11 protein-coding genes and 4 tRNA genes are annotated in these 12,851 nt (G+C 44.8%); 2 read left to right on the top strand and 13 right to left on the bottom strand.

Annotated features, from left to right (window positions below; all coding sequences use genetic code 11):
* Window position 1 precedes the first annotated feature (1 nt).
* The 13 genes from rpoB to GC130_RS08850 form a co-directional block, all read right to left on the bottom strand.
* A complete protein-coding gene (gene rpoB / locus GC130_RS08910; RefSeq protein ID WP_151997934.1) occupies window positions 2–3,868 on the bottom strand; it encodes a DNA-directed RNA polymerase subunit beta in 3,867 nt (1,288 codons plus the stop codon).
* 144 nt (window positions 3,869–4,012) lie between these two features.
* Complete coding sequence (gene rplL / locus GC130_RS08905) at window positions 4,013–4,399, bottom strand: 50S ribosomal protein L7/L12 (RefSeq protein ID WP_151997933.1); 387 nt, start codon at window positions 4,397–4,399, stop codon at window positions 4,013–4,015.
* Between the two features lie 33 nt (window positions 4,400–4,432).
* Window positions 4,433–4,966 carry a 50S ribosomal protein L10 gene (gene rplJ, locus GC130_RS08900; protein ID WP_151997932.1) on the bottom strand — a complete coding sequence of 178 codons (534 nt, stop codon included), beginning with the start codon at window positions 4,964–4,966 and terminating at the stop codon, window positions 4,433–4,435.
* Between the two features lie 2 nt (window positions 4,967–4,968).
* A complete protein-coding gene (rplA, locus tag GC130_RS08895) occupies window positions 4,969–5,667 on the bottom strand; it encodes a 50S ribosomal protein L1 (RefSeq protein ID WP_151997931.1) in 699 nt (232 codons plus the stop codon).
* Window positions 5,668–5,677: 10 nt separating this feature from the next.
* Window positions 5,678–6,121: a 50S ribosomal protein L11 gene (gene rplK / locus GC130_RS08890; protein ID WP_151997930.1), complete on the bottom strand. Its 444-nt coding sequence runs from the start codon at window positions 6,119–6,121 to the stop codon at window positions 5,678–5,680.
* A 4-nt stretch (window positions 6,122–6,125) separates the two neighbouring features.
* Window positions 6,126–6,677, bottom strand: coding sequence for a transcription termination/antitermination protein NusG (gene nusG / locus GC130_RS08885; protein ID WP_151997929.1), 552 nt, complete (start codon window positions 6,675–6,677; stop codon window positions 6,126–6,128).
* Window positions 6,678–6,701: 24 nt separating this feature from the next.
* Window positions 6,702–6,893: a preprotein translocase subunit SecE gene (gene secE, locus GC130_RS08880; RefSeq protein ID WP_151997928.1), complete on the bottom strand. Its 192-nt coding sequence runs from the start codon at window positions 6,891–6,893 to the stop codon at window positions 6,702–6,704.
* A 21-nt stretch (window positions 6,894–6,914) separates the two neighbouring features.
* Window positions 6,915–6,985, bottom strand: a tRNA-Trp gene (locus GC130_RS08875).
* 105 nt (window positions 6,986–7,090) lie between these two features.
* The gene (tuf, locus tag GC130_RS08870) at window positions 7,091–8,278 is read right to left on the bottom strand and encodes an elongation factor Tu (RefSeq protein ID WP_151997927.1); all 1,188 of its coding nucleotides are present in this window, start codon (window positions 8,276–8,278) and stop codon (window positions 7,091–7,093) included.
* A gap of 60 nt (window positions 8,279–8,338) precedes the next feature.
* A tRNA-Thr gene (locus GC130_RS08865) sits at window positions 8,339–8,410 on the bottom strand.
* Window positions 8,411–8,565: 155 nt separating this feature from the next.
* A tRNA-Gly gene (locus GC130_RS08860) sits at window positions 8,566–8,638 on the bottom strand.
* Between the two features lie 82 nt (window positions 8,639–8,720).
* A tRNA-Tyr gene (locus tag GC130_RS08855) sits at window positions 8,721–8,803 on the bottom strand.
* A gap of 149 nt (window positions 8,804–8,952) precedes the next feature.
* Entirely contained in the window at window positions 8,953–11,511 is a 2,559-nt protein-coding gene (locus GC130_RS08850; RefSeq protein ID WP_201568292.1) for a M1 family metallopeptidase, read from the bottom strand.
* A gap of 43 nt (window positions 11,512–11,554) precedes the next feature.
* Here GC130_RS08850 and GC130_RS08845 point away from each other — a divergent pair, with 43 nt between their 5' ends.
* Together GC130_RS08845 and pyrH are read left to right on the top strand one after the other, a co-directional pair.
* Window positions 11,555–12,058, top strand: a complete 504-nt coding sequence (locus GC130_RS08845) for a biotin/lipoyl-containing protein (protein ID WP_151997925.1) — start codon at window positions 11,555–11,557, stop codon at window positions 12,056–12,058.
* Window positions 12,059–12,139: 81 nt separating this feature from the next.
* On the top strand, window positions 12,140–12,844 hold the full coding sequence (pyrH, locus tag GC130_RS08840; protein WP_151997924.1) for a UMP kinase: 705 nt from the start codon (window positions 12,140–12,142) through the stop codon (window positions 12,842–12,844).
* Window positions 12,845–12,851 lie beyond the last annotated feature (7 nt).

Genomic DNA, 12,851 nt, shown 5'->3' with positions numbered 1-12,851 from the left:
TTTAGTCAAGAGTGATTTCAAGTGCCAAACCACGGAGTTCGTGAACCAATACATTGAATGATTCCGGAATTCCAGGCTTCTGCATGTTCTCACCTTTCACTATCGCCTCATATGCTTTGGCACGGCCAACAACATCATCGGACTTAATGGTAAGGATTTCCTGAAGGATGTTGGATGCACCAAATGCTTCAAGTGCCCAAACTTCCATTTCACCAAATCGCTGACCACCAAACTGCGCCTTACCACCAAGCGGCTGCTGGGTAATAAGAGAGTAAGGTCCGATTGAACGAGCGTGCATTTTGTCATCAACCAGGTGACCAAGTTTCAGTACATAAATCACACCGACTGTAACAGGCTGATCGAAACGAACACCAGTAAGGCCATCGGTCAGGTAAGTTCTACCAAAATCGGGCAAACCTGCTTCCTTCAACTCTGCTGCTACCTGCTCCATGGAAGCACCATCAAAGATTGGTGTGGCATACTTGCGACCCAACTTCAAACCTGCCCAACCAAGTACAGTTTCGTATATCTGACCAATGTTCATACGAGAAGGTACACCCAGTGGGTTGAGAACAACATCCACCGGATTTCCATCCTCAGTGAACGGCATATCCTCTTCACGCACGATCTTTGCAACCACACCTTTGTTACCGTGACGACCGGCCATTTTATCACCTACTTTCAGTTTACGCTTCTTAGCCACGTAAACCTTCGCAAGCTGAACGATGCCAGCAGGCAATTCATCACCTACTTCAAGGGTGAACCTTGCTCTCTTGAAATCGCCAGCAACTTCATTCCTTGCTTTCATGTAGTTCTTAACCATCTTCACGATGTTCTCATTTACATGAGCATCGGTTGTCCAATTGTCAAGATTTACATCAGAAATCAGGTTGGCCTCCTCGGGAACATTGTAGTTACTTTCGTCTCTGTAAACGTTCTTAGGTGGGAACAGATTCTCATCGATGTTACGGCCATTGAACTTCACTCCTTTAGAGATCAATTCGTCACCGAACTTATGCTTAACACCCTGCGAGGTCTTGCCTTCAAGTAGCGTAGTCAGCTTCTTCACCATTCGGTTGCGAAGCTCAAGAAGCTGGTTGGAATACTTACTCTTAAGTACTTCCACTTCCTTCTTAGACTTACTTCTAAGGTCTTTATCCTTCTTGGGGCGAGAGAATAGCTTGGTGTCAATAACAACACCTCTGAGTGATGGTGAAGCTTTCAAAGAAGCATCTTTCACATCACCAGCCTTGTCACCGAAGATTGCTCTGAGGAGTTTCTCTTCAGGAGTTGGATCTGTTTCTCCCTTAGGTGTGATCTTACCAATAAGGATATCGCCTTCTTTTACGTCTGCACCAATCCTGATGATTCCGTTCTCGTCAAGGTTTTTAACAGCCTCTTCGCTAACGTTAGGGATTTCAGAAGTAAGTTCTTCTTCACCACGCTTCGTGTCTCTTACTTCAAGTTCAAACTCTTCGATGTGAATTGAAGTAAAGATATCGTCACGAACTACTTTCTCAGAAATAACGATTGCATCCTCGAAGTTGTATCCCTGCCATGGCATGAATGCCACCTGGAGGTTACGGCCAAGGGCCAATTCGCCTTGTTCGGTAGCAAATCCTTCACACAGTATCTGACCAGTTACCACTTTCTGCCCTTTGAAAACAATAGGCTTCAGGTTGATACAAGTGTCCTGGTTAGTTCTTCTGAACTTAATAAGGTTGTATTCTACGTTTTCGTTATCGAAGCTGATTAGTTCACCTTCGTCGTCTCTATCGTATCTGACAACTATTTTCTTAGCATCTACAAAAACAACCTCGCCATTTCCTTCAGCTGTTACCAGCGTTCTTGAGTCTTTCGCAATTCTTCCTTCGAGTCCGGTACCAACAATTGGCGCCTGTGGACGAAGAAGTGGAACTGCCTGGCGTTGCATGTTCGATCCCATCAGAGCACGGTTGGCATCATCATGCTCAAGGAAAGGAATCATTGACGCCGCAACAGAAACAATCTGGTTAGGAGCAATGTCCATGTACTTAAGAGTAGGTGGTTCCACAACTGGGAAGTCACCTTCAAAACGAGCCTTTACTTTATCGTTCAGATACTTACCCTTGTCATCAATTGGCGCATTGGCCTGGGCAATATAATGTGTATCCTCTTCTTCAGCTGTCAGGTAAAACACATCGTTTCCAACAATACCCCCCTCTACCATACGGTAAGGCGTCTCGATGAATCCCATGCTATTTACTTTCGCATGCACACACAAAGAAGAGATAAGACCAATGTTTGGTCCCTCTGGTGTTTCAATGGTGCAAAGGCGACCGTAGTGTGTATAGTGCACGTCACGAACCTCGAAACCGGCACGCTCTCTTGACAAACCACCGGGCCCGAGGGCAGACATCCTTCTTTTGTGAGTGATCTCAGCAAGAGGATTGGTTTGGTCCATGAACTGTGAAAGCTGGTTGGTACCAAAGAACGAGTTGATTACTGAAGACAGCGTTCTGGCGTTGATCAAGTCAACAGGCTTGAAGTCCTCATTGTCACGCACGTTCATTCTTTCTTTGATGGTACGAGCCATGCGGGCCAAACCAACAGAGAACTGACTGTACAACTGCTCACCTACCGTTCTAACACGACGATTAGAAAGGTGGTCAATATCATCAACTACCGCTTTCGAGTTGATCAACCCGATGAGGTATTTCACAATTCTAACGATGTCCTCGGTGGTTAACACCCGAACGTCGAAAGATATGTCAAGACCTAATTTCTTGTTAATTCTATAACGGCCTACTTCACCCAGGTCGTAACGCTTGTCACTGAAGAACAGGCTCTGGATAATATCCCTGGCAGTTTGTTCATCAGGAGCTTCGGTGTTTCTAAGCTGACGGTAGATTTGCTCCACCGCTTCTTTCTCCGAGTTGGAATTATCCTTCTGAAGCGTGTTATATATAATAGCGTAGTCTGTTACGTTCACATCCTCTCTGTGCAGGATGATCGACTTAGTGCCAGACTCCAATATTGTGTCAAGGTCTTCCTCTCCTATGATTGAATCTCTTTCGAGAACAATCTCATTTCTGTCAATAGAAACAACCTCACCTGTATCTTCATCCACAAAGTCCTCCGTCCAGGTACGCAGCACCCTGGCGGCCAACTTTCTGCCTACAATCTTCTTCAGGTTCTTCTGGTTGGCTTCAACTTCTTCTGACAAACCGAATAGATCCAGAATGTCCTTGTCAGTACCGTATCCGATAGCTCTCAGAAGAGTGGTTACCGGAAACTTCTTCTTCCTATCGATGTAAGAGTACATGACGTTGTTCACGTCAGTGGCAAACTCTATCCAGGAGCCTTTGAAAGGTATGATCCTTGCAGAATAAAGCTTGGTACCATTTGTATGCTTACTCTGAGCGAAGAAAACCCCTGGCGATCTGTGCAGCTGAGAAACGATTACCCGCTCAGCACCATTGATCACGAAAGACCCCTTCTCAGTCATGTAAGGAATATTTCCAAGGAAAACCTCTTGCTCGATAGTCTCGAAGTCTTCGTTGTCTGCATCGTTGCAGGAAAGTCTTAATTTCGCTTTAAGCGGAACCGAATAAGTAAGACCTCTGTCGATACTCTCATCTACAGAATACTTTGGAGGATCTACAGTATAGTCAATGAATTCAAGAACGAAGTTCTCTCTTGAGTCAGAAATAGGGAAGTTTTCAGCAAACACTTTGAAAAGTCCCTCCTGGATTCTCTTTTCTGCGGGCGTCTCCAATTGGAAAAAGTCTTTGAAAGACTGGAGTTGCACGTCAAGAAAATCAGGATAATCTATAACTGGCTTAATGGAAGAGAAATTGATTCTTTCGGATGTCTTTTTATTAGCCAAAGCTTTAAAGATTTAGTTCTTAATAGAAGGATAAACCCTGTTGTAAATTTCTTCCTGTAGCTAAATTAGCACAAACAGGAAAAGACCTGACGCACTAGCCAGGTCTATTATCTTGGAGCCACCACCTAAAAGTGGCAAAGTAAATTATTTCAATTCTACTTCAGCTCCAGCTTCTTCCAGCTGCTTTTTAAGGGCTTCAGCCTCATCTTTAGCAACGCCTTCTTTCACTGCTTTAGGAGCGCCGTCGACTAGTTCTTTAGCTTCTTTCAAGCCAAGTCCAGTAAGGTCCTTCACAAGCTTAACAACTGCAAGCTTAGCAGCTCCCGCTGACTTAAGGATAACATCAAATGAGTTTTTCTCTTCTGCAGCGGCGTCTCCACCACCTGCAGCAGCACCACCTGCAACTGCTACCGGAGCTGCAGCAGCGGCTGGCTCAATGCCATACTCATCTTTAAGAATTGCCGCAAGTTCGTTAACTTCTTTTACAGAAAGATTAACCAGTTGCTCTGCGAATGCTTTCAAATCTGCCATTTTTGAAAATAATTAAATTGTTTCTACGTTCGTTTATGATTCTTTTTCTGACAGGGTCTTTACGATACCTGCCAGTTTGTGCTGACCACTCTGAAGAGCGCCGATCACGTTTTTGGCCGGAGATTGGAGCAATCCAATTACCTCTCCGATCAGTTCGGACTTAGACTTCAAGCTAATAAGCATATCCAGATGCTGTTCACCGATGAATAAATCCTTTTCTATGGAAGCAGCCTTTAATTTAGGTCGACTTTCTTTATCCGCTTTTTTGAAGTCTTTGATAAGTTTCGCAGGAGCCTTTGCGTCTTCTTTTGAGAAAAGAACGCCTGAAAATCCTTTCAAAGCTGTGTCATTGAGTGGTGAGAAATCACCATCAAGTGACTCAAGTGCCTTTCTGATAAGTGAATTCTTGATTACACGGTATTCAACTCCGCTATCAAAGCACTTACCTCTGAAGTTGTTCACTTCAGCAACAGAAAGACCGGAAGCATCAGTAATATAGAAGTGACCATTGTTGGAAAACTTCTCTTTCAGCTCTTCAATGAGCACTGCCTTATCTTCTCTTGTCATGATTAAATCCCTCCTATCGTATTTTTATCAATAGTGATGCCTGCACTCATGGTGCTAGAAAGGTGGATACTTTTGAAGTACGTGCCTTTAGACGAACTTGGCTTCAGACGAGCAATGGTCTGAATCATTTCCATCGCATTGTCCCTGATCTGATCAGCTGGGAAAGACACCTTGCCAATACTGGCATGGATGATACCGGTTTTGTCAACTTTAAAGTCGATTTTACCAGCTTTTACTTCTTTTACAGCTTTTCCAACATCCAAAGTAACAGTACCTGATTTAGGGTTAGGCATCAAACCACGTGGTCCCAGCACTCTTCCCAACTTACCCACTTTAGCCATCACGGTTGGCATGGTAACGATCACATCGATATCCGTCCAACCACCTTCAATTTTCTTAATATAGTCATCAAGACCAACGAAGTCGGCACCTGCGTCTTTTGCTTCCTGCTCTTTGTCAGGTGTGCAAAGCACTAATACCTTCACCTCTTTACCGATACCATGAGGCAGGGCAACTACGCCTCTTACCATTTGGTCAGCTTTACGAGGGTCTACTCCAAGTCTGATGTCAAGATCAACAGAAGCATCAAACTTAGTGAAGGTAATGTCCTTCACCAGTTTAGCGGCGTCATCAACACCATACTCTTTGCTGATATCTATTTTGGCCGCAATGGCCTTTTGATTCTTAGTAAGCTTTGCCATTTCTCTCTGATTAATTATCCCAAGGAGCAGCTCCTGTTACCCTAACACCCATGCTTCTTGCAGTACCAGCCACCATTTTCATGGCAGACTCTACGGTAAATGCGTTCAGGTCAGGCATCTTAGTTTCAGCAATTTGCTTCACCTGATCCCATGTAACTGATCCTACTTTGTCCCTGTTGGGTTCAGCAGATCCCTTTTTAACCTTTGAAGCCTCCATTATCAACACTGGCGCAGGAGGCGTCTTGATTACAAAGTCAAAAGATTTGTCGGTATAGATGGTTACTAATACCGGAAGAACCATACCTTGCTTTTCCTGCGTTCTAGCGTTAAACTGCTTGCAGAACTCCATTATGTTAAGACCCTTGCTACCTAAAGCCGGACCAATCGGGGGTGCAGGGTTGGCTTGTCCACCACGCACTTGAAGTTTCAAGTACCCGCTAATTTCTTTAGCCATTTTATTAATCCTGTTTTTCTACCTGGAAATAATTCAATTCAACTGGTGTGTTCCGGCCAAATATTTTCACCATCACATTAAGCTTTCTTCTTTCTTCGAATACTTCCTCAACCGTTCCTGTGAAACCACTAAATGGCCCATCCATCACCTTCACTATTTCACCTACTATAAAAGGTGTATCTAATTTCTCTTCGGCCTCATCCATCTCGTCTACTTTTCCAAGTATCCGGTTCACTTCATTCTGCCTAAGAGGTACTGGTGCTTTCGTTTTGTCTCTGGAACCCAGAAACCCTATTACACCAGGGATATTCGTTATTGTGTGAAGTATTTCTCCATGCGAAAGGTCAGCGGCGATGATGATGTAACCTGGAAAAAAGTTACGCTCTCTTACACGCTTTTTACCATTACGCATTTCGTATACTTTCTCGGACGGAATTAAAACCTGAGGAATAGTTTCCTCCAGATTTTGTCTGGTAATCTCAGTCTCCAGGTAGGTCTTTACTTTCTTCTCCTGCCCGCTTACCGCTCTTACCACGTACCAATTAATTTCTCCCATCCTTCACTATATTTATACTGCCTATTAAAAGGCGTTATAAAACCATTTCAATGCGTTTTCAAACGCCAAATCTACAACACCGATGAACAAAGCAAATATTAGTGATGCCACCAACACCAGCACGGAGCTACCCTGAAGTTCAGAGTATTTAGGCCAAGTTACCTTGGTTCTCATCTCGTCATAAGACTCCTTTACGAACGCAACCAGTTTATTCATATATTCTTCCGGTTTTTATAGCACGGGTGGAGAGATTCGAACTCCCATCAACGGTTTTGGAGACCGCTATTCTACCCTTGAACTACACCCGTTTAACGAATGCAGCCCGAAAAACGGACTGCAAAGGTATGATAATGTTTTATTATATGCAAATGCGTTTCACCATTAAGATGAAACGCATTTAGCTATTTAAAAACTTAGTCAAGAATTTCAGTTACCTGACCAGAACCAACGGTTCTGCCGCCTTCTCTGATGGCGAATCTTAGACCTTTCTCAAGAGCAACCGGGTTAAGCAGTTTTACCTCGATAGTGATGTTATCACCAGGCATTACCATTTCTACGTTTGCAGGAAGAGTAATCTCACCAGTTACGTCAGTAGTTCTCAAGTAGAACTGAGGTCTGTATCTGTTGAAGAAAGGAGTGTGACGTCCACCTTCTTCTTTAGAAAGAACGTAAACTTCAGCCTTGAAGTGAGCGTGAGGCTTCACAGAACCTGGCTTACAGATGATCATACCACGACGGATTTGAGACTTCTCAATACCTCTAAGTAGCAGACCTACGTTGTCACCAGCTTCACCTCTATCCAAAATCTTACGGAACATCTCAACACCAGTGATGGTAGACTTAAGCCCCTCAGCACCCATACCTATGATGTCAACTGCATCACCTGTGTTGGTTACACCTCTTTCAATTCTACCAGTGGCAACTGTACCACGACCAGTAATTGAGAACACGTCTTCAACAGGCATAAGGAAATCCTTGTCGATCGCTCTTTCAGGAAGTGGAATGTGCTCATCCACAGCGGTCATAAGCTCTTCTACTTTAGCCACCCACTTAGCTTCACCGTTAAGTGCGCCTAGAGCCGATCCCTGAATAACAGGAATAGTATCGCCTGGGAAGTCATAGTAAGTAAGAAGCTCTCTGATTTCCATTTCAACAAGCTCAAGAAGTTCTGGATCATCTACCAAATCGACTTTGTTCATGAAAACCACAAGCGCAGGAACACCTACCTGACGAGAAAGAAGGATGTGCTCTCTAGTTTGCGGCATTGGTCCGTCAGTCGCAGCCACTACGATGATCGCTCCGTCCATTTGCGCAGCACCAGTAACCATGTTCTTCACATAGTCAGCGTGACCAGGACAATCCACGTGAGCGTAGTGTCTCTTTTCAGTTTGGTACTCGATGTGCGAAGTATTGATAGTAATACCTCTTTCTTTTTCTTCTGGAGCGTTATCGATCGCTGAGAAGTCTTTAATTTCGGCCAGTCCTTTACCCGCAAGAACTGCAGAAATAGCAGCCGTCAAAGTGGTTTTACCGTGGTCAACGTGACCGATGGTGCCAATATTTACGTGCGGTTTAGAACGATCAAAGTTTGCTTTTGCCATATTTGATAATCCTCGATTTAGTTATTAATATATCAGTTAATAGATGTTCAAAATACAGAGAGCCGTTGACGGGAATTGAACCCGTGACCTCTTCCTTACCAAGGAAGTGCTCTACCTCTGAGCTACAACGGCAAAAAAGACTTTGGCTTCCACCGCCAATGCCTGACCCGCTGAGCTGCTACCTGAACCAGAAATTATCAGCGTCACAGGTATCCTAGCACTACGGTTCATAAATTAAACAAGAACATAAATGATGAATGACTCCACCTCTTATGTTCTTTGTCTAGAGCGGGCGACCAGGTTCGAACCGGCGACCTACAGCTTGGAAGGCTGTCGCTCTACCAACTGAGCTACGCCCGCATAATGTACTAAGTTTGACGTCCCTCGCTCAGAGGGCGTGCAAGTTATACAATTACACGTCCTAAACAAAGAACTTTCGCTGTGGGGGAAAGAGGATTCGAACCTCTGAAGACATAAGTCAGCAGATTTACAGTCTGCCCCAGTTGGCCGCTTTGGTATTCCCCCATATCAAACAAAATGACTAAGAACAACCGTTAAAAAAAGGCCTGTTAAGGGCCTGTTTCTAAAAGGAAGTGCAAAATTATACGCTTTTTGGTTTTATTCAAATAATTGATTTAAAAAGTAGAAAATATTCCTGGTGAACTTCAACTTCTTTAGTTCCCTTCGGCAGCAAGTAAGCTGTTCATGACGGCTTTCGCTCGCTGGTCTTCCTCCTTTGCAGCGATTGAGGCCAGTATCTTCCTGTTTTCGGGGGTTTCCGGAATCACCAGTGTCATCGACTGGAAAGCCGCAATTCGATTATAATATTCGTTGTCGTTAGTAGCAATATACGTAAGCACCTTCGCTGTTGACTCATCCTTGAAGAGGTCTGTCAACACTACGTACTCTATATAGTACTGCAGAAACATCCAGCGATCCATGCCACGAAAGCTAAGCAGGTTCTTATTGTACCAGTTAAGATGCCCCTCTTTCACCTGCTGATTGTAGTAACCTGCAATGGGTGCTGCTATATTAAGGTGTGTCAAGCCAAGAAACTCCCTGAGCCAAATTGGATCTTCTACATAATCCTGAAGCAGCACCTCAAGACCAGCCCCTATCACACTATAAGAAGAATCAGCAAGTGCCTTCATCATCACCTCATCTATATCGCTCGATTGCGTTTCGCTGTATGCACTGAAAGCTGCGGCCCTCACCAGCGAACGGCTGTCGGTGGTGAGTTTTTGTACAGCCCTTGCCATGTCAGGATTAGTCAGGTGGCCCCGGCCAACCAAATTATCCAGTGTCATCTCTCGCAGGCGTGGGGATACGTCTGCCAAACCGAGCATCGCAGCCTTGCCTATCGTAATGGAGTCGCCTTCAGAGAAGAGGGTTTCCAGCGCTTCTCTTCGAAGAGCAAATGAACTGCCATTAGAAAAGGCCATCAGCAACTCCTGGCTTGTTTTGGGCTGATAAATTTCGGCTAGCAAAACCCTTTCCGGGTCAACCTCCACCAGCGTTGGTTCCTGCGGCAGCGGCAAAGTCACCGTAATCTCTGGAGCATCGACTAGCAATTCATGGGTTGTGCTGGTGGCACCTTCCCAAATTTTAATATCCAGGGGGAAAACAAAGAGCCCAATCGAATCGGACACCTGCAATTGATTGATGTTGATAGTGAGGCTATCATTGGCATAGGATGTCGATACCTCCAAAACCGGATGCCCCGGCAGTTCGAACCACTGCTCGAAGAACCATTGCAAATCTTCACCTGTGACAGCCTCAAAAGATTTTCGCAGATCATCAATTTCGACTGACTGATAGGCATTTGCCTTTAAGTAATGGTTGAGTGAAGCATAGAAAGCCTCATCCCCCGTATAGTTTCGAAGCATGTGCAGCACAAGGCCGGCCTTTGAATAGCGGTGGCTATCAAACAGGTCGTCGGGATTTTCGTAGAAATAGTTAATGATGGGGTCGACCTTGCCGTCGGCTACCTCGGCCAGGTAATTGTCTTTCTCGATCCATAAATTATAGTCCGCTTCTTCCTTTCCGTACTTGTGCTCGTTCCACATGTATTCGCTGTAATTGGCAAAGCCTTCATTCAGCGCCAGGTTGGCCCATGACTCGCAGGTGACCAGGTCACCAAACCACTGGTGAAAGAGTTCATGTGCAATGATGCCGTCCCAATGATCGTCAAGCAGCTCCCTCCTGCTCACCTGAAGGTCTTCCATGAAAACGGATGCCGTTGTATTCTCCATAGCGCCAGAAACATAGTCTCTGACGACAATCTGGTCGTACCTGGCCCAGGGATAAGGATAGCCCAGCACCTGCGAAAAGTAAGCAATCATTTCTGGCGTGTTGCCAAAAATGTCTTTGGCATATTTTTCAAAAGCCGGCTCTACATAATAAGACAGCTGGAGTGAATCGGCCCAATCGTCGACCTTCGCAAAGTTGCCAACCGCAATCATGGCCAGATAAGGCGCATGTGGCTTATCGAGTTTCCAATGGTCTTTCTTAAGGCCGTTTCCCAAATAATCAGAGGATTGAAGCACGCCATTGGATAACGTGGTTAGCGAAGAGTCAACGGTCAGGAAAATCTCCTGAGTAAACCTTTCATTAGGCGCATCTATGGTGGGAAACCAACGGGAATTGAATTGAGTTTCCCCTTGCGTCCATAATTGCCTCGGCTTCAATGTATCAGCACCAGTCGGGTTGACAAAGAACACCCCCCGGTCGGAGGTTACTGCCTGCCCGGTCTGCGCTGCCTGCTCATATGGCTTAGCGATGTACTTTAACCTGATTGACAGTGTGTCCGATCTCTTATAGTCCTTTTCCAAATTGATGTACACAGACTCACCGTCGTACTGGAACTCCAAAGGAGCCGTGGCTGAATTCTGCACTAAATCACACCCGATTATTTCAAAGCTTTTTGCATCCAACATCAGTTGGTTCTGAGGATAGAAGTGCGGCTTGAGGGCGATGTCAGCCTGACCGATCACCCATTTCTTTTCCCAATTGAATTCCAGGTCAAGCCGGGTGTGCAGGATATCGAAAAACCTGGGGCTGGCGGGTTGGTACGGAGGCAAATCTATCTCAACCAACACCTCCTCAGCGCCAGCGACGTTTGACGAAGCCTGATAGGAAGACCTACAGCCAACCATTGTCAATAATAATATACATGCGACTGAGAGCAATGCTGTTCCCGACCCAAGCTTTCCTTCTAAAGTGTTCCTGCCCATATCATCACAAAATATTATGTCGTATTTTGCCAAAAAAGAATTCATGGCGAAGGTACTTATAAAAGGTCAAAAAGAAATCGACGTTGACTACCGAACAAATGGGGAGGTCTACCTGAATGGCGACTTATTTAATCATGAGGTAGTTGAGGTGAAGCCAAATCACTATCATGTAATAAAGAGTGGGAAAGCTTTTGAGATAGAAATAGTTGGCACCGACAAGGCTTCGAAAATAGTTTCGTTGTTGGTAAACGGAAAAAAGGTGGACGTGACTATCAAAGACAAGATGGATATTTTACTTGAAAAACTGGGTATATCAAATACCACGGCAAAAAAAGCCAACGACCTGAAAGCGCCCATGCCAGGGCTTATCCACGAAATAAAGGTGAGTGAGGGCCAGGAGGTTCATCAGGGCGACCCCATCCTGATTCTGGAAGCGATGAAAATGGAAAATGTGCTTAAATCGCCTGGTGATGGAATTATCAAGGCTATCTCTGTTGAAAAAGGGCAAAGCGTTGAAAAAAATCAGGTACTAATTACATTTTCCTAAGGCATAGTCGAAGGCTTTCATTTATATTTGCCTGATTTAACCATTCTTTTACCCCATACAAAAGCACGGAAGACCGGCTCTATGAAATACAAACGAATATTACTAAAACTAAGCGGCGAGGCACTCATGGGTGGTCAGAAATATGGCATTGACCCCGCACAACTTGAACAATATGCCCAGGAAATAAGAAAAGTAAAGGATGAGGGCCTTGAAGTAGCCATTGTTATTGGTGGTGGTAATATCTTCCGTGGCGTACAATCATCTACTATTGGGATTGACAGGGTTCAAGGCGACTATATGGGCATGCTGGCAACAGTGATTAATGCTATGGCACTGCAAAGTGCACTTGAGGCCCATGGTATGTTTACCCGCCTTATGTCAGGTATAAAAATGGAGCAAGTTTGTGAGCCTTTTATCAGGAGAAGAGCCATCAGGCATCTCGAAAAGGGAAGGATCGTGATTTTTGGAGCGGGCATAGGCAATCCCTACTTCACAACGGACTCGACGGCCAGTTTGAGAGCAATCGAAATTGAAGCCGACGTTGTACTAAAAGGCACCCGAGTTGACGGCGTTTACTCAGCTGACCCAGAAAAAGATCCAAATGCCACCAGATACGCTCAGATTTCTTTTCAGGAAGTTTATGAGAAAGGATTGAACGTGATGGACATGACCGCCTTTACGCTATGTCAGGAAAACAATCTACCGATTATTGTATTTGATATGAACAAGCCCGGCAACCTCATTAATGTTGTGAAAGGCGAGGAAGTGGGCACTCTGATAAATTAACGTTTTT

It is taken from the genome of Imperialibacter sp. EC-SDR9 (genome assembly GCF_902498805.1).
GTDB lineage: Bacteria > Bacteroidota > Bacteroidia > Cytophagales > Cyclobacteriaceae > Imperialibacter.
This window is presented reverse-complemented; position numbering and strand designations above follow the sequence as displayed.